This window comes from Streptomyces sp. NPDC056373 (assembly GCF_042262425.1).
In the GTDB taxonomy this organism is placed as follows: Bacteria; Actinomycetota; Actinomycetes; order Streptomycetales; family Streptomycetaceae; genus Streptomyces.
In genome coordinates, this window is sequence record NZ_JBHJPX010000018.1 from 70,375 (window position 1) to 87,670 (window position 17,296).

The 17,296-nt window shown below is 72.8% G+C and carries 15 protein-coding genes and 1 pseudogene; 8 read left to right on the forward strand and 8 right to left on the reverse strand.

Features of this window, described 5'->3' with window-relative positions; genetic code table 11:
- The first annotated feature begins 87 nt into the window (after positions 1-87).
- A complete protein-coding gene (locus ACFCXS_RS32460; RefSeq protein ID WP_376646933.1) occupies positions 88-678 on the forward strand; it encodes a hypothetical protein in 591 nt (196 codons plus the stop codon).
- Positions 679-742: 64 nt separating this feature from the next.
- Here ACFCXS_RS32460 and ACFCXS_RS32465 read toward each other — a convergent pair whose 3' ends face one another.
- The 4 genes from ACFCXS_RS32465 to ACFCXS_RS32480 all read right to left on the reverse strand — a co-directional run bounded on the left by ACFCXS_RS32465 (position 743) and on the right by ACFCXS_RS32480 (position 4,854).
- Positions 743-1,846 carry a GNAT family N-acetyltransferase gene (locus tag ACFCXS_RS32465; protein ID WP_376647030.1) on the reverse strand — a complete coding sequence of 368 codons (1,104 nt, stop codon included), beginning with the start codon at positions 1,844-1,846 and terminating at the stop codon, positions 743-745.
- A gap of 698 nt (positions 1,847-2,544) precedes the next feature.
- On the reverse strand, positions 2,545-3,225 hold the full coding sequence (locus ACFCXS_RS32470) for a hypothetical protein (RefSeq protein ID WP_376646934.1): 681 nt from the start codon (positions 3,223-3,225) through the stop codon (positions 2,545-2,547).
- 55 nt (positions 3,226-3,280) lie between these two features.
- Complete coding sequence (locus ACFCXS_RS32475) at positions 3,281-4,348, reverse strand: LLM class flavin-dependent oxidoreductase (protein WP_376646935.1); 1,068 nt, start codon at positions 4,346-4,348, stop codon at positions 3,281-3,283.
- Positions 4,348-4,854, reverse strand: a complete 507-nt coding sequence (locus tag ACFCXS_RS32480; protein ID WP_376646936.1) for an SRPBCC family protein — start codon at positions 4,852-4,854, stop codon at positions 4,348-4,350. Before ACFCXS_RS32480 ends, ACFCXS_RS32475 begins: the two co-directional genes overlap by 1 nt.
- 325 nt (positions 4,855-5,179) lie before the next feature.
- Here ACFCXS_RS32480 and ACFCXS_RS32485 point away from each other — a divergent pair, with 325 nt between their 5' ends.
- Positions 5,180-6,520 (forward strand): diacylglycerol/lipid kinase family protein, encoded by a 1,341-nt coding sequence (locus tag ACFCXS_RS32485; RefSeq protein WP_376646937.1) that lies wholly within the window; start codon positions 5,180-5,182, stop codon positions 6,518-6,520.
- 70 nt (positions 6,521-6,590) lie between these two features.
- On the opposite strand, the gene ACFCXS_RS32490 is transcribed toward ACFCXS_RS32485, so the two are convergent.
- The 3 genes from ACFCXS_RS32490 to ACFCXS_RS32500 form a co-directional block, all read right to left on the reverse strand.
- Complete coding sequence (locus ACFCXS_RS32490; RefSeq protein ID WP_376646938.1) at positions 6,591-6,917, reverse strand: antibiotic biosynthesis monooxygenase family protein; 327 nt, start codon at positions 6,915-6,917, stop codon at positions 6,591-6,593.
- A 178-nt stretch (positions 6,918-7,095) separates the two neighbouring features.
- Positions 7,096-7,968, reverse strand: a complete 873-nt coding sequence (locus tag ACFCXS_RS32495; protein WP_376646939.1) for a hypothetical protein — start codon at positions 7,966-7,968, stop codon at positions 7,096-7,098.
- 106 nt (positions 7,969-8,074) lie between these two features.
- Entirely contained in the window at positions 8,075-8,221 is a 147-nt protein-coding gene (locus ACFCXS_RS32500) for a hypothetical protein (protein WP_167526658.1), read from the reverse strand.
- A 139-nt stretch (positions 8,222-8,360) separates the two neighbouring features.
- Between ACFCXS_RS32500 and ACFCXS_RS32505 the strand changes: the two genes are divergently transcribed.
- The 6 genes from ACFCXS_RS32505 (at position 8,361) to ACFCXS_RS32530 (ending at position 14,659) form a co-directional block, all read left to right on the forward strand.
- Complete coding sequence (locus tag ACFCXS_RS32505) at positions 8,361-8,855, forward strand: hypothetical protein (protein ID WP_376646940.1); 495 nt, start codon at positions 8,361-8,363, stop codon at positions 8,853-8,855.
- A gap of 231 nt (positions 8,856-9,086) precedes the next feature.
- On the forward strand, positions 9,087-10,727 hold the full coding sequence (pgm, locus tag ACFCXS_RS32510) for a phosphoglucomutase (alpha-D-glucose-1,6-bisphosphate-dependent) (RefSeq protein ID WP_376646941.1): 1,641 nt from the start codon (positions 9,087-9,089) through the stop codon (positions 10,725-10,727).
- A gap of 182 nt (positions 10,728-10,909) precedes the next feature.
- Positions 10,910-11,197 (forward strand): zinc-ribbon domain-containing protein, encoded by a 288-nt coding sequence (locus ACFCXS_RS32515; protein ID WP_376646942.1) that lies wholly within the window; start codon positions 10,910-10,912, stop codon positions 11,195-11,197.
- Between the two features lie 148 nt (positions 11,198-11,345).
- Positions 11,346-11,840 carry an SRPBCC family protein gene (locus ACFCXS_RS32520; protein ID WP_376646943.1) on the forward strand — a complete coding sequence of 165 codons (495 nt, stop codon included), beginning with the start codon at positions 11,346-11,348 and terminating at the stop codon, positions 11,838-11,840.
- A gap of 259 nt (positions 11,841-12,099) precedes the next feature.
- Complete coding sequence (locus ACFCXS_RS32525) at positions 12,100-13,107, forward strand: trypsin-like serine peptidase (RefSeq protein WP_376646944.1); 1,008 nt, start codon at positions 12,100-12,102, stop codon at positions 13,105-13,107.
- A 304-nt stretch (positions 13,108-13,411) separates the two neighbouring features.
- The gene (locus ACFCXS_RS32530; protein WP_376646945.1) at positions 13,412-14,659 is read left to right on the forward strand and encodes a glycosyltransferase; all 1,248 of its coding nucleotides are present in this window, start codon (positions 13,412-13,414) and stop codon (positions 14,657-14,659) included.
- Here ACFCXS_RS32530 and secD read toward each other — a convergent pair.
- Positions 14,566-16,916: pseudogene (gene secD, locus ACFCXS_RS32535) on the reverse strand (protein translocase subunit SecD). The gene ACFCXS_RS32530 and the pseudogene secD sit on opposite strands and share 94 nt — an antisense overlap.
- Between the last annotated feature and the right edge of the window lie 380 nt (positions 16,917-17,296).

The following is a 17,296-nucleotide window of genomic DNA, read 5'->3' on the forward strand; positions in this document are numbered from 1 at the left end:
ACGGCGCTCCGGCGCGGCAAGTGCAACCTTTCGGCCGGCCCGGCCGTCTCAACCGGCATCAGCCACACGCAAGCCTCGGGGGCGGCAATGGTGAGAATCAGAAAAGCATGCGCGACTATCGCACTCGTGGGCGCCACGGTGGGCGTGGCGGCCGTCCCGGCCGGCGCCGCACCGGTGGCCGGCCCGCAGTCCACCGCCCGGGCCACGGCGTGTCCGACCGGCTGGGGAAGCCTCGCCAAGACCGCCGTCGGCACGGGCGTCGCACCGATGACCGACGTCAGGACCGGTCGGCACACCTGCTTCGACCGGATGGTCATCGACGTGCCCGGCGCGGGCAGCGGCGTCGGGTACACCGTCCAGTACGTCGACAAGCTCTACCAGGACGGCTCGGGCCGCTACATCGCCGTGTCCGGCGGCGCCGTGCTCGAGGTGCGGGTGACCGCGCCCGCGTACGACCCGGAGACCGGCGCGGCCACGTACCCCGGCCAGGTGGCGCGCCCTCTGCCGGGCGTGGATCTCACCGGCTACCGCACCTTCCGGGACACCCGGTTCGCCGGCAGCTTCGAGGGTGAGACCCAGATCGGCCTGGGCGTCCGCGCGCGGCTGCCCTTCCGGGTGCAGCAACTGGACGACCGCGTCGTCGTGGACGTCGCCCACAGCTGGACCGCCACGGGCTGACGGCCACGAGCCGAACGCACGGCGCCCGGCCCTCAGGGGCCGGGCGCCCCTTTCCCGGCCGGCCTCAGCCGCCGCGCAACCGGCCCAGTTCCTCGAGCGTCCGGGCCGCCGCACCGGCCAGCCGGGGCCTCCCGCGGACGAAGCGACGGGCGGCCCGGGCCGGCTCGCGGCCCAGCCAGTGGGCGGCTCCGCCCGGCACCGGCCGCACCACCGCTCCCTCGTACACGCGCAGGTCACGGGTCTTGAGCGACTCCTTGTAGCGGGCAGGGCCGCTGCCCAGGTCGACCATCTCGATACCGTCGGCCGCGGCGGCCTCCAGCATCCGCAACTGCAGCAGCAGGCCGGGGGAGTACTTGGCGTACGCGCGGTCGTACGCCGGGAACCACCAGGACAGCACCGTGCGCGAGCGCAGCCCCAGGTGCGCGGCGACAGGGCGCCCGGCGGCGTACAGCACGGACAGCACGGTGCGGCACTCCGGCTCCTCGCTCTCTCCGAGCAGCCCCACCAGCCGGGTGATCCACTCCTGCGCGAACCGGTCCCGCCGGCCGGTCCGGCGGTACTGCGCCGACTTCCACTCCATCAGGGCCCGCAGCGCCGCCGGGTCCCGGGTGTCGTACACGAACCGCACCTCGCCGACCTGCCGGGCCAGCCTGCGCTCCTTGGCCTGGGTCTGTCTGAGGAAGCCCGGCGACCGCATCCGCAGACGTTCCGTGTACGCCGCGAAGCCCTCGCCGAGGTCGACGACCGGGGAGGCGAGTTCCTCGACCGCGTGCGGCTCGAACACCGACTGACCGGCTTCGAGGTTGTCGAACTCGAAGGACGACAGCCCGCAGACCCGCAACAACCGCCGGGCCTCCAGCCTGATCCCGGGGCGTAACACGGCCCCCTGACTGTCGGAAACCCCCAACCCGATGGCCCGGCCCCGCCCCAGCACCCCCGCCTCGTACGGGAAGAACCCCACCGGGGAACCGTCGTCCAGCAGCAGTGCCACTCTGGCTCCCGGCCTGACCTGGCCCATCGCAACGGTGAAGGCCGGGTCGAGAAAGGGATTCGCCGGTGCGCCGGACTCCGTCCGGATCTCCCGCCACATCTTCTGGTCGTTCGGGCCGAGCTCGTCCGGCCTCAGAACGAGAACGCGCTTTCCAGGCAACTCTGCCTCCTGTGTCATCGGCATGGGGACACACGAAGGCCTGCACATCACCGCGATTCGGCACCAGGGCAGTACTCAGGCCGCACGGCGCAGGCCCTGTCGGTACTGCCGTCGCTCAGCAGCGGAACGTCTGCAGCCGTTCGGCGTTCGGGGCGGATCCGGCCGCCCCCGGACACGGGCTCGTCACCGCCGCACGCAGGTCCGTACCGCCGTTGCCCACCACGGCCGCCCCGGTCACCACCGGGCTCACCCCTGCCGCCCCCGTGGCCCGCGGAGTGCGCGCCGCGAGCTGCCGAACCGACGGCTCGTCCTCGCACGGACAGGACTCGCCGGCTCCTTCGGTCCCTTCAGCCCCGGCACTCGACGCGGCGCCCGCATCCGGCGCGTTCACCGCCGCCGCTGCGGCCGGCACGGCCAAACTCTCCGGGCCCGCCGGCCCCGGAACGACGAGTTGCAGCAACAGCAGGCAGGCCACCAGACCCACCACCGCTGCCCAACGTCGCCGCACCATCAGACCCCTGACCCGCGTTCCGGTGGGGGAGTACGGAGTGGACTCGACCCCAGGGCCGGCACCGGACCAGACCCCCGACACGGCCGGCTGCGCTTCCAGTAGGCCGAGCCCGGCTCCGCCCCGTCAAGCCCCGGAGTGACGATTCGTCCCCCTCGGCCGGTTGCCGCCGGAAATCCAACGGAAAGCGCCACCTCCTGACGGGCGCTCAGCCGCCGACGCCCAGCACCTCGCCCGGCTTCGGCGCCCGCAGGTCCAGCGGCTCGTCGAAACCGCTGAACGCCGTGGTGGTGTGCTGCGCGGCGCTCTTGTACACCGTCTTCAGCAGATACGGTTCGCCCTCGTCGGCGACGTAGAAGGTGTATGTCCCGGCCTTGTCGGCCTTGTCGGTGACGATCAGTTCGATGGCCTTGGTGCCTCCGACGCGCGAGGAGCCGCCCTTCTTCGCCGTGCCGAACGAATCGAAGGGCCGGGTGCAGGAGGTGAGGCCGTCGCCGCCCTTGGAGGCCGGGTCCACCGGCGTCTTCACCCACAGCCTCTGCTCGCCGGTGACGCCGGGGTTGTTCTTCCACTTCTGCAGATAGGCCCGGTTCGGGCGGACGTAGTCGGTCTTGTCCAGCCGGATCTGCTCCAGGGCGCCGCCCCCGGACCAGGTGGTCTTCGACCTGCACCGGCCGTCCAGGTCGGTCACGAGGTGGCTGGTCACCGTGCCGCCGCTCGTGGTGCGGTTGGTGATGTCCACGGTGACGGTGTCCAGCTTCCGCATCCGCGCGTTGGCCTCGTCGAGGATCTCGCCCGCGGACCTGTCCTCGCCGGAGCCGCCGGCTCCGCACCCGGCCATGGCCACCTCCGCCAGCAGGCAGAGTGCGGTCGTCGTCAGCGCAGCCATGGCCCGCACGGAGCCCCCCTGTCGGTCGTCTCGCCCGGTGATCGGCCAGGGGAGCTTACCCGCCCGCCCCGGTGGCCTCGGTCTCGTGGACCAGCTCGATCGCCCTGCCGAGCGTGTCGAGCCGCTCGTCGAGGGTTTCGCCGGCCGGGTAGAGACGGACCGTGTTCACACCGGCGTCGCACCAGACGCGCAGGCGCCGCCGCACCATCTCCTGCGTGCCGATGAGCGTGGTGGCCAGCACCATCTCGTCGGTGACGAGGCCGGCCGCACCGTCCCGGTCGCCCGCCTGCCAGCGGCGCCGGACCTCGGCCGCGACCTCGGCCCAGCCCTGACGGCTGTAGGCCCGGTTGTAGAAGTTGGTCGACGCGGAGCCCATGCCGCCCAGGCTGAAGGCGAGTTCCTTCTTCCGGCCGGCGACCATGGCGGCCAGCGCCTCCTCGTCCCGGGCGAACGCGACCTCGGCCCCCTGGCAGACGTCGAAGCCCGCGCGGTCACGGCCGGCTGCGGCCAGGCCCTCGTCCAGGGGAGCGAAATAGGCCTCCGCCGCGCCCTCGGGGACGAAGCTGGTACCGAGCCAGCCGTCCGCGACCCGGCCGGTCAGCTTCAGCATGGCGGGCGACAGAGCCGCCAGATAGACGGGTACGGCGTGCTCGGCGCGCATGGACAGGCGCATCGGCACCGCCTCCCCGTCGGGCAGCGGGACACGGAACTCGGAGCCCGAGTAGGCGATCTTCTCCCCCGCGACCACGTGCCGCAGGATCTCCACCGTCTCGCGTACCCGCGCCACGGGGCGTGCGAACGGCACCCCGTGCAGGCCCTCCATCACCTGCGGACCGGACGGGCCGAGCCCCAGCAGGAACCGCCCTCCGGACAGGTTCGACAGGGTGATCGCCGTCTGTGCGAGGGCGACCGGCGTGCGGGTGCCGACCTGCATGACCCCCGAGCCGAGCAGCATCCGCTCCGTGCGGGCCGTGTAGAAGCCCAGGGCCGACGGGGCGTCCGAGCCCCAGGCCTCGGCCACCCAGCAGACGTCGAGCCCCAGTCGCTCCGCCTCCACGACGAAGTCGGCCTGCCGGGACCAGGAGCCCAGGGCCGCCGCCTCGACGGTCGTCGCCGCGCGCATCACGCCTCCAGGCGGTGCTTGATGTGCTCCAGCGTGGCGGTCATGCCCCGCTCGAACTCCCGCAACCGTACGAACACGATCTTCTGCTCCTTCTCCGGCATGGCGTCGATCGCGAACGACAGCCCCGAGCGCCCCGGTCCCATCCGCATCCACTGCGACAGCTCGGTCCCGCCGTCCCTCGGCTCCAGCGCGAAGCGCCACACCGCGCTCGGCTCCGCAGGATCCCCGACCGCCCACGCGAACACCCGCTCGGGGTCGCACGCGACCACCGTCGAGGTCGTCTCCCACTCGCCGAACCGCTCGTGCCGGCTCGCGCCGACGAACCGGGCCCCTACGGCCGGTCCCGTCGCACCCCCGGTCCACCGCGCGGAACGCAGCTCGTGGCTCATCTCGGGCATGCGCGTCACATCCGACACCAGCGCCCACACCCTCCCCGGCGGGGCGGCGACCCACGTCGTCACCTCGACCGTCGGCTGGTCCGCGTACCGTGCGCCCGTCCACTCCATCGCGTGCCGGCCTCCTCGTCGACAAGGACTGTCGCCACAGAGTTGCGTAATGAGACTCACCAGGTCAAGTGATGAGGGACTGAAGGAAAGCAGGTGAGCGTGCCGATGTGGCCCGGTGCGCGGGAACCACGGCCGCGGGGCCGCGTACGCTACCCGTGGCTCCGCACCGGGGATCTTCACGTCCGACGTGACCGGCGGAGGGGGAGCCGTCCGGGAAGACGGTGGTGGAGCCGACGCGTCGGCGGGCACCATGGTCACGGCGGGGCGCGGTCCTCAGGACCCGCCCGCGCCGGCCTTCGAGCGGAGGGACGAAATGGGATCGGCGATGGACGAGCGGTTTCACCGCCGGCAGCGATGGGCCGCCCGGGGCGCCCTGGCCGCGGCCGCGCTGGCGGCCCTGCTGCCGCTCGTCTCCGGCGGCCTGCGAGGTCTGCTGCTGCTCGTGGCGGGCCTCGCGGGACTCGCCCTCACCGCGGCCGCGCTCTGGTGGGTCCTGTCCCGGCGGGGAGTGGTCCGTATCGTGTCGGCCGCGCTGGCCGTCGCCGCGCCCGTCGGCCTCATCACCCTCTTCGCCGCCGCGAATCTGCTCTGGGTGGTCTTCCTGTCCCTGCTCCTGTGGTGCGGGGCGGTCTGGAGCGGCCGCTACGCCCTGCGCAGCACAGGTCTGCGGACCGTACGGGTCAAGGAGTACCGCACACCGCCGCCACTGCGCCCCTTCCTGCTGCTCAACCCGCGCTCGGGCGGCGGCAAGGTCGAGAAGTTCAACCTGCAGGAGAAGGCCGAGGCGCTGGGCGCGCAGGTCGTGCTGCTCGACCCCGACCAGCACCAGGACGTCACGGCCCTGGCCAAGGCCGCCGTCGCCGACGGAGCCGACCTCCTGGGCGTCGCGGGCGGCGACGGCACCCAGGCCCTGGTCGCCGCCGTCGCCGTGGAACACGGACTGCCGTTCCTCGTCATCGCCGCCGGGACGCGCAACCACTTCGCCATGGACCTGGGCCTCGACCGGGACGACCCCGCCAGCTGCCTCGACGCCCTCACCGACGGTGTCGAACTCCGCGTCGACATCGGGTTCGCCGACGACCGCCCCTTCGTCAACAACGCCTCGTTCGGCGTGTACGGGGCCGTCGTGCAGAGCCCCGGCTACCGCGAGGGCAAGGTGGGAGCCGCCCTGGAGCGGCTGCCCGACCTCCTCAGCCGGCAGAGCGGTCCGCGTCTGACGGCCACCGCCGACGGCACCACCGTTGCCGACCCGCAGGCGATCCTGGTCAGCAACAACGCCTACCGCATGGACGACCCCTTCGGCTTCGGCCGGCGCGAGCGGCTCAACTCCGGGCGGCTGGGCGTGCTCGCCGTCCGGGTGGACAGTGCCGTGGAAGCGGCCGAACTGCTGCTGTCCCCGCGCCCGGAGGGGCTCACGGTGCTCACCGCCCAGCGCGTCGTCGTCGACGCCGACCAGGCGGAGCTGGAGGTCGGCCTCGACGGCGAGGCGCTCACCATGCCCGCCCCGGTCCACTGCCGCATCGCACGCCGCGCCCTGCGTGTCCGGGTGCCCCGTGACCGTCCGGGAGTGCCCGAGGCGCCCCCGCGCCTCGACTGGCGCCGGCTGCGGAAGCTGGCCGCCGCGGTCGGGCGCACCGCCGTCCCCACGCGCTCCCGGCGCACCTGAGCACCCCCCTCACGCAGGAGGCCCCCCGTGCCGCACGGCACGGGGGGCCTCCTGCGTCACGCCGTCGGTGTCACGCCTCCTTCGGCCCGGCCTGCTGCACCACCTCGAAGGACCACAGCGTCGAGCCGCTCGCCGCGGGCTTCGGCCGTTCGCCGCCCTCACCGCCGCCCTGGTGCGCGCTCTTCATCGGCCCCTCCATCCAGGCCTGGAACGACTCCTCGTCACGCCACCGGGTGTAGACGAGGTAGGTGTCGGTGCCCTCCACCGGGCGGAGCAGTTCGAACCACTCGAACCCGTCGGAGTTCTCCACGGCGTGCGCCCGCGAGGCGAACCGCTTCTCCAGGATCTCCCGCTGCTCGGCGGGCACGGTCAGCACGTTGATCTTGACTACGCTCATGTGCCCCATACTGCCCGATGGCACATCTGCGCAGGTCGAGACCCCCGCCCGCGCGTGCTGCTCGGCGGCAGGGACTTCGCCCGGGCGGTCGAGTTCCTCGCCGCCCGGGAGGGCAGCGAGGGCCCCGCCGCTCTCGCCGCCCCCTGGCTGTGCGGCAACAAGGGCGGGTGCGCCAGGGTCAGCTCTGCCGCTCGCCCTGCTCCAAAGCCTTCCCCGTCATGTCGGTGACCTGCCCGGGCGAAGGCTCGTCCGCCTCCACCTCGGTACCGAAGTCGGTGAAGTCCATGACCGTGCGCACCGTGACCTTCTCGGGCGCCGACGAGGCGTCGGCGGACGAGCGCTGCGTCCCCTTCGGGGTCTCGACGGTCATGTCGAGCTGCTGACGGCGCATCCGGCCCTCGTCGTCCAGCCAGACGTCCATCGGCAGGGTGGGACCGACCTGCTCGCGCAGGGTGTCGCCGTTCGGAAGACCGGTCACGTCGACCGAGACGCGGTAGTGCGTGGTATCCACGCCGTTGACCGTGGCCTTGCCCTTCTCGGTCACGTCCTTGTCGGTGATCGCCTTGGCGTACGCGGCGGACCGGGCCGGGTCGCTCATGGACCCGTCATCCGCGCCCTGTTGCGCGCCGACCTTCCGCAGGTCGATCTTGATCCAGGGCTTGCCTCCCGGGGCCTGCCCCTTGGGCAGTTTCTGGTACAGGACCTGATCGATCACCCGCTGCTCGATCTGCTGCCCCTGCACGGTGAGCGTCATGACGCTGTCGCCGTCGTCCAGGTCCACGGAGCCCTGCCCGTTCGCGGTCTGCGAGGCGCCCTGGGCCGAGGTGCGCACCCGCAGCTTCACCTTGGCGGTGTCCTCCTCGGCCGTCCTGTCGTAGGCCGAGCGCACCGCCTTGGTTCCCCGCTCCCGGGCGCCGGCTCCGGATGTCGCCGAGGTGCCCTGCGCACCGTCGCCCGAGTCGTCGTCGCCGCAGCCCACCAGCACCGTACCGGCCAGGACTCCGGCGACGCCTAACGCACAGACCCGCCTGCCGTTTCCCGCCCTGCTCATCGAACCAGCTCCCCTCAGGTGTGTGGTGCGAGCCAAGTGCCCACAGCGCGCATGAACACACCTGTGTGGCCGGGGAGTTGCATCTCCGGCGGGCCGGGTGTCCGGGTCAGTGGCGGCCCTTGAGCCTGCCGAGCAGGCGCTGGGCCTGGGCCCGCTTGCGGGGGTCGGCCGCGGCCCGGCGTGCCTGTTCGACGGCCCGTCGCCCCTGCGGGCTCCGGGCGAACTGCTTGATGCGGTCCAGCATTCCGGCCATGACGCACCTTCCTTCCTGTCGTGATGTCACGTGCCTGCAGTGCGCCTACCCCTTCGGCGAGGTGCTCAGGCACCCCCTTGCCCCGGCCGGTGCGCGAGCGAATGTGTTTGCCGCCGGAGTCAGAGGCAAGTCGGTGTCCATGACTGAAGAGAACAAGCGCACGAATCAGAAGGCGTCCACCGCACGGACCGCCGAGTCCAAGGCCCGCCGCACGGCGGACAAGGCCACCGCGCCGGCCTCGCAGGCGGCGAAGGGAGCCGCGGGCAAGGCCGGTGAGGCGGCGAAGGGAGCCGCGGGCAAGGCCGGTGAGGCGGCGAAGGGAGCCGCGGGCAAGGCCGGTGAGGCGGCGTCAGCGGCCAAGTCGGGCGCGGAGCGCTCCGCCGAGTCGGCCAGGACGGCCGCCCGGACCGCGGCCAAGGGCGTCGAGGCGGGCCGTCAGGCGGTCGTCACGGCCTCCGGCCACGTCGCCACCACGGCGAAGACGGCCTGGACGGTCATCGCCCACCGCAAGATCGTGGCGGCGGGCGTCGGAGCGGGCCTGACCGCCCTGAGCGCCGCGTCCTACGCCGTCGGACGCCGTGCGGAACGCGGCGCGCACGGTCCCCTCACCCGTCTCACCGGCGGGCGGATCTGAGCAGGGCCGGCGCGATGGACGTGCCGGCACCGGGGGAGCAGGCGGCGCGACGCGCCACCGGATGGTCCGGTGGTCCGTGGCGCCGCCTTCCTCGTGATCCGAGCCGCCCCTTCCCGCGTGGCCTGGCGCACATCCGACCCTCACCGGGGCGCGCCCCTCGCGCGGCCCCGCCGTGACGAGAAAGGATGGGGCCCGCACACGAAGGATCAACCCATGCGGAGGAGCGGGCCCATGCAGCACGAGCGAGCGGGAAGTCCGGCCGGACCCGAGGATCTCGTCGACGTCGCTCGGCTGGTCACCGCGTACTACGCGCGCCGCCCCGACCTGGACGACCCGGGGCAGCGCGTGACGTTCGGGACCTCAGGACACCGCGGCTCGTCCCTGGCGAACGCGTTCAACGACGACCACATCGCCGCGACCAGCCAGGCCATCTGCGAGTACCGGGCCGGCCAGGGAATCGACGGCCCCCTCTTCCTGGGCGCCGACACCCACGCCCTGTCGGAGCCCGCGCGCGTGACCGCCCTGGAGGTGTTCGCCGCCAACGAGGTGACCGTGCTGATCGACGACGCGGACGGCTACACACCGACCCCGGCCGTCTCGCACGCCATCCTCGCCCACAACCGCGGCCGCACCACCGGCCTCGCGGACGGCGTCGTCGTCACGCCCTCCCACAACCCGCCCGCCGACGGCGGGTTCAAGTACAACCCGCCCAGCGGAGGCCCCGCCGCCTCCGACGCGACCTCCTGGATCCAGGACCGGGCGAACGAGATCATCCGCGGCGGCCTGAAGGACGTGCGGCGCGTCCCCTACGACCGCGCCCTCGCCGCTCCCACCACCGGCCGCTACGACTTCCTCGGCACGTATGTCGCCGACCTCCCCGACGTCCTCGACCTGGACGCGATCCGCTCGGCCGGTATCCGGATCGGCGCCGACCCGCTCGGCGGGGCGTCGGTCGCCTACTGGGGCCGCATCGCCGAACAGCACGGCCTCGACCTGACCGTGGTCAACCCGCACACCGACCCCACCTGGCGGTTCATGACGCTGGACTGGGACGGCAAGATCCGCATGGACTGCTCGTCGCCGTACGCGATGGCCTCGCTCATCGAGCGGCGCGACCGCTTCCGGATCTCCACCGGCAACGACGCCGACGCCGACCGGCACGGCATCGTCACCCCGGACGCGGGCCTGATGAACCCCAACCACTACCTGGCCGTCGCCATCTCCTACCTCTACGCCCACCGCGACCGCTGGCCCGCCACCACCGGCATCGGCAAGACCCTGGTTTCTTCCGCGATGATCGACCGGGTCGCCGCCGACCTCGGGCGCGAGCTGGTCGAGGTGCCCGTCGGCTTCAAGTGGTTCGTGGACGGACTGGCGGGCGGCACCATCGGCTTCGGCGGGGAGGAGTCCGCCGGCGCGTCCTTCCTGCGCCGGGACGGCTCCGTGTGGACCACGGACAAGGACGGCATCCTCCTCGCACTGCTCGCCTCCGAGATCACGGCCGTCACGGGGAAGACCCCCTCCGAGCACTACGCGGCGATGACCGCCCGCTTCGGCGAACCGGCGTACGCGCGCATCGACGCCCCCGCGACCCGCGAGGAGAAGGCCCTGCTCGCCAAGCTCTCCCCGGCCCAGGTCACGGCCGACACCCTGGCCGGCGACGCGGTCACCGCGGTGCTCACCGAGGCCCCCGGAAACGGCGCGGCCATCGGCGGCATCAAGGTGACCACGGACAACGCCTGGTTCGCGGCCCGCCCCTCGGGCACCGAGGACGTCTACAAGATCTACGCCGAGTCGTTCCTCGGCCCGGACCACCTCGGCCGGGTCCAGGAGGAGGCCAAGTCCGTGGTGCTGACCGCCCTGTCCGGCTGACCCCGGCACAACACGGCCCGGGCCGCTCTCGCGGGGCCCGGGCCGTGTGCCGCTCCACCGTCACCTGACCGGATCCGCCCGCGCCGGGAGCTCCACACGAACGAGAGGCGGCGTGCCCGAGGTGCCCGACGTGCCCGCCATACAGGACACTGGATGAAGATCCGACCGGGAAGGACCGACACGTGATCATCTTCGGCACCAAGGGATATCTCTACCAGTTGGCGATACTGACGCTCGTGTGCGGTCAGTGCGGCAACCCCGCCGCCCACACGCTCAGGAAGCGCGTCACGAAGTTCACCCTGTTCTTCGTCCCGCTGTTCCCGATCTCGACGAAGTACCTGACGCAGTGCACCTTCTGCGGCGCGGAACAGAAGGTGACCAAGGAGCAGGCGGAGCAGCTGCAGACCCAGGGCGCCAACGGCCCGAGCGGCCAGGCGTACGGGCAGCCGCAGCAGCACGACCGGTTCTGATCCCCGCGGCCGGACCGGTCGGGCACGCGCCTCGTGATCACAGTCGATGTGGCAAGCGGAGCATCCCGGGTACTCGGCGTCCACGGGCCCGGACCTGAGTGGGCCGATGGGCCTCCCGCAGTCGATCAGTGAATACGGAGGCAGTCAGATGAGCACCATCAAGGAAACCGTGGAAGTCGACGTCCCCGTCCACACCGCCTACAACCAGTGGACGCAGTTCGAGGAGTTCCCGAACTTCATGGAGGGCGTCGAGGAGGTCAGGCAGCTGGACGACCGTCACAACCACTGGACCACCAAGATCGGCGGCGTACGGCGCGAGTTCGACACCGAGATCGTCGACCAGCTGGCCGACGAGCGGGTCACGTGGCGCACGACGAGCGGAGACACCCACCAGAGGGGCTCCGTCCGCTTCGAGCGCGTGGACGACACCCACACCAGGGTGGAGCTCGTGATGGATGTCGAGCCCAGCGGTGCCGTGGAGAAGGCGGGCGACATGATGGGCACGATCGACCGCCGTGTGAAGGGCGACATGAAGCGCTTCAAGCAGTACATCGAGGAGCGCGGAGTCGAATCCGGCGCATGGCGCGGCCGTGTCGAGCCGGGCGGCCCCGGCGGCACCGGCGGCGCCGGCCCGATCCTCTGACACCGGCCGCACTCTTCTGACACCAGCGGCACTCCCCGAACCCGGCCTCCATGTGAGGCCGGGTTCTTCTGTGCCCGCTGGTCGCCCACTGGTCGCGCTCGGCGCCGGGAGGCGCGAAGTTTCGGCCAACGCATGACATGCACCTGTCCATATCGGCCTCCCGGTGGCACGCTGCCCTCTGACCGTCCGCAGTGACACCCCTGCCTGACCGGGCGGACGGGCCTCCCGCCGCCCGGCCCCCACAGCAGAAGGAGACCGCGTGATAGGCCGACCCCGCAGCCCGCACCCGTCCACCGGCAGCACCCGCGTGCGCCGCTCCGTCCTCGGCGCGCTCGCCGGTATCGCCACGCTCCTGGCGACCGGCGTCACCGTCACACCCGCGAGCGCCGCGCCGGGCCCCGGCGTGATGACCGCCTCGGCGCAGGAACGCGCCCTGGCCTTCTGGACTCCGCAGCGGATGCGCGAGGCCACGCCGCTCGACCTGCTGACCGTCGACCGCTCCGACGTGAAGGCCCCGGCACCGCGCAAGGGCAAGGCGACGGTCGTGGCCCCCAGCGCTCCCGCCTCCGCCGCGGGTCCGCTGGCCTTCCCGTACGGCGGCGGCCCCTGGTCCGGCGGGGGAGCGGTGGCCAAGACCGCGGGACGGGTGTTCTTCAGCTACCAGGGCCGTACCGCCTCCTGCTCCGGCAACGCCGTCACCAGCGCCAACAAGAGCACCGTGATCACCGCCGGGCACTGCGTCAAGCTGGAGGGGGCCTGGCACACCAACTGGGTGTTCGTACCCGGCTACCACGACGGGCAGCGCCCGTACGGCACCTGGACCGCGGCCAAGACCCTGTCCACCCCCCAGTGGACGGCCAGTGAGGACATCAACTACGACATCGGCGCGGCCGTCGTCGCCCCGCTGGACGGGAAGAAGCTGACCGACGTCGTCGGCGGCCAGGGGCTGGCGTTCAACACCGGCTACAACAAGGCGATGTACTCGTTCGGCTTCCCGGCCGCGGCACCGTACGACGGCGAGAAGTTCGTCTACTGCAGCGGCACCACCACCCGCGACTTCCTGCTGTCCAACGACCACGGCCTGACCTGCAACATGACCGGCGGCGCCAGCGGCGGCCCCTGGTTCACCCAGTTCAGTGAGGCCACCGGGACCGGCCTGCAGTCCTCGGTGAACAGCTTCAAGTACAACTTCCTGCCGAACGCCATGTACGGCCCGTACTTCGGCGCGGACGCCCAGAACCTGTACCAGAGCGCCCAGTCGTCCTGAGCCGGAGCCTCCCCGGCAGCCGCTTCCTCCGTCAGCGCGCTGCGCAGGAAGCGGCTGCCTGCCACCGGACGGCCGAAGGGCCCACCGCCTGCCGACTGCCACCGGACGGCCGAAGGGCCCACCGCCTGCCGACCACCTCACCGGCGACGCGGCCACGCGACCGCGCCACGCCGCCACCGGCCTTCTCCGCAGCCTGGACAGCCCGTGATGAGAACCGGCCGGAGAAACACCGGCAACGGCGATTTTCGTCCACGTGCGGCCATGCACCGCGTGTCATCCGCCCGGCCGGTCCACACTGGGACCCATGCGCGTGGTGATCATGACGGCGGGATCGCGCGGCGACGTCGCGCCCTACACCGGGCTGGGCGCGGTGCTGGCACGCGGCGGGCACGAGGTCACGCTCGCCACCCACGGCCTGTTCGAGCCCCTGGCCGCCGGATCGGGTGTGCGCTTCCACCCGACTCCGGTCGACCCGCACGCCGTGTCGCACTCCGACCGCGGCCGCGATCTGCACGCCAGCACCACCGGTCCCGGCAAGTTGCTGCGGGTGGTGTCGATGGCCCGGGCCGCGGCCGAGGAGATGACCGACGCCCTGGTCCAGGTGGCCCGCGGCGCGGACGTCGTCCTGGCCGCGGGAGCCGTCGCACCGCTGGGCCGTGCCATCGCCGAGGGACTGAGCCTTCCCAGTCTCGGCCTCTTCCTGCAACCCCAGCATCCGACGCGCGAGTTCGGCGCGCCCATGCTCGGCGGGCGATCGTTCGGCACGGTGAGCAATCACCTGGGCGGACGAGCCGTGACCTGCGCCGTCGACCGTGTCTTCACCCGGGCCGTGCACCGGCTGCGCGCCCGGCACGGCATGGCTCTCCGCGGTCCCTCAGCCGGCCGCCGCGCCCACGAGCGGGCCCACTGGCCCGTCCTGCACGGCTTCAGCGAACGGGTGGTGCCCCGCCCGAAGGACTGGCGCCCCGGACTGGAGGTCGCCGGGTACTGGTGGCCGTACGACACCCGCGCACTGCCCGGCGAAGTGGAGGAGTTCCTGGCCGCAGGACCCCCGCCGGTGTTCGTGGGTCTGGGCAGTGCGACGGTACCGGACGCCGAGCACCTCAGCGCCGGGATCGTGCGGGCACTGCGGACGGCGGGACTGCGCGGCATCGTGCAGCAGGGCTGGGCCGGCCTCGCCGCCCGCGGTGCCGGCGATGACGTGATCACCGTGGGCGACGTGCCGCACGCCCTGCTGTTCCCCCGTACCGCCGCCGTGGTCCACCACGCAGGAGCCGGCACCACCGCCGCCGTCCTGCGCGCGGGAGTCCCCACGATTCCGGTGCCCGTCCAGTTCGACGGCGGCTTCTGGGCGGCGCGCCTGGTCGCCCTGGGGACGGCACCGTGCGCCGTCCCCCTGCGGCGCCTCACCGCCGGTTCACTGGCCTGCGCTCTGCGCCGCGCCACGAGCGACCCCCGTCACCGCGCTCGCGCACGGGAGTTGGCCCATGGCCTGGCCGAAGAGGACGGTGTGGCCCCCGTCCTGGCCGCGCTGGACCGGCTCACTCCGTGACCGGCCGCCGGCGGGACGGCTCCCCCCCGCGCGGAGCGGCGGTGCAGCCGGATGGCCAGGGGAGCCGCAATGAACACCGAGGAGTACGTCCCCACGACAAGACCGACGAGCAGCGCCAGGGCGAAGTCCGTGAGCGAGGAACCGCCCAGCGCGGCGAGCGCGGTGAGCATGAACGCCGCACCCATGCCGGTGTTCACCGTGCGGGGCAGGGTCTGCAGGATCGCCTCGTTCACAAGGCCGGGGAACCGCGCCGCGGGGCTGCGCCGGACCAGTTCCCTGACCCGGTCGAACAGGACGACGGAGTCGTTCACGGAGTAGCCGATGACGGTCAGCAGGGCCGCCAGGAACACCCCGTCCACGGGCTTGCCGAGCCAGGCGAAGACCCCGAGCAGGATCACCACGTCGTGGAAGAGCGCGACGACCGCCGCCGAGCCCAGCACCCAGCGGAAGCGTGCCGCGAGGTAGACGAACTGCGCCCCGAGGGCCACGGCGAGCGCGATCAGCGCTCCCCGGCGCAACTCCTCACCGAGGCTGGGACCGATCAGTTCGTCACGGACCTTGTCCGCCCGCCGGTCGAGGTCGCGCAGAGTGCCGTGACCTCCGCCTCCTCGGCGTGGGTCAGTGGGTCGGTACGCACCGTCAGACCCGTGTCGCCCGACGACTGCACGACCGCGCGCGGGAAACCGGCGTCGGCCAGGGCGGCACGCAGCCGGCCGGGGTCGACGGGACCGCTGGTGCTGTACTCGATGAGGCGGCCCCCGGTGAACTCCACGCCGAGATCGACGCCGCGCACCGCGATGCCCGAGCCGGCCAGCACGAGCACAGCGGCGGAGGTGGCGAGCCAGCGGCGCGGGCGGCGCATCAGGAAGGGGTTGCGACGGGTGAGGCGGTCGCGGAGCGCGCCGATGCCCGCGATGCCGGTGAGACCCGGGCGGCGGCGTACGCCAGGACGGCCCGCGGCGAACTCGGCCAGCACCCGGCTGACGACCAGGGCGCTGAACATGGAGGCGAGCACACCGATGCCGAGGGTGACACCGAAGCCGCGAACGGGCCCGGAGGCGAGGAGGAACAGCAGAGCCGCCGCGATGAGCGTGGTGATGTTGGAGTCGGCGATCGCGCTGAAGGCGTTGCGGAAGCCCGCTGTGAGCGCCGAACGGACGCTGGGCCGACGGGGCAGCGCGTACTCCTCGCGCGCCCTCTCGAACACGAGCACGTTGGCGTCCACTGCCATGCCGATGGCCAGGACGAAACCCGCCAGGCCAGGCAGGGTCAGGGTGGCGCCGAGGGCGGCCAGGGCGGCGTAGGAGATCAGGCCGTAGCAAGCCAGGGCGAGGGCGGCCATACTCCCCATGAGCCGGTAGACGGCGATGATGAACAGCGAGGTCAGCGCGGTACCGAGGGCCGCCGCCCAGGTGCCGGCGGCGATGGCCTGCGCGCCCAGGGTGGGGCCGACGGTGCGTTGCTCGACGGTCTCGACGGGCACGGGCAGGGCCCCGCCGTTGATGAGCAACGAGAGCTCGCGGGCCTCCTCGGAGCTGAAGGAGCCCGTGATCCGGGTGGCGCCCTCGCGCATGCCGGTCCCGCAGGCGACGGACGGGTCGACCTGGGGGGAGGAGATGACCTTGTCGTCGAGGACGATGGCGACCCGCCGCGCCGGGTCGCCCGGGGCCCGGCAGGCGGCCTCGCCGGTCAGCCGGGCCCAGCCGTCCCTGCCGGCACCTTCGAAGTCCACGGTGACGTGCCATCCGGCGCCGCCCTGCTGGTCGAACCGGGCGGCCGCCTCCTTGACGTCCTCGCCGGTCAGCGAGGTGGGCCCGAGACGCAGCGCGGTACCGGACTCGCCGGGCAGGACGCGCTCCCGAGGGCGCTTCGGCAGCGGCCGGGAGGTGTCGCCGGCACCGTCCGCGGTGCCGAGCACGGGGTGGAAGGTGAGCTGTGCGGTGCGGCCCAGGACCTCGGCGGCCTGCTTCGGATCCTGCACACCGGGCAGTTCGACGATGATCCGGTCGTCGCCGGAGCGCACCAGGGTGGGTTCGGCGACGCCCAGCGCGTCGATGCGGCCGCGCAGCACCTCGAGGGTGCGGTCGGTGGCCGCGCGGTCCGCGTCGGCCGTGGGGGTGGAACGGGTCTCCAGCACGATCTGGGTACCGCCGCGCAGGTCCAGTCCGAGCCGGACGGGCACGGTGGCGGCGATGTACAGGGACAGGGCGAGCACGGCGAGTGCGAGCAGCGCTCTCACGCGCAGGGCACGGTTCAAGGGAGGCCTCCGGCAGGGCACAGCACCGCGGCGGCCGTCGCGGGCCGCTGCGGCGTGGTCGGGGTGAAGGAGAAGGGGCGGGCGGAAGGGGCGTCAGGTGCCGGAGGACACCGGGGGTGCCCGCCCCTGGTCCTGGGCCACGTGCGGCTGCGAGGCGGGCACGCGCCGGGTCGGAGGGCCGCACGGGCTCGGAAGCCGGCACGGGGTGGCGTGCGCGCTCCGGTCGCAGGTGCCGGAGAGGCCGCGGGGGACCGGGTGCTCCCCCTGCGGCTGCTCGTGACGGCCCGCCGCACGGACGACGCGAGCGGCATCGCACCCGTCGTCGGCGCACGCCCCGTCGTACTGGAGGCGGTCCGGCGTCGTGCATGTCCTGTCGTACC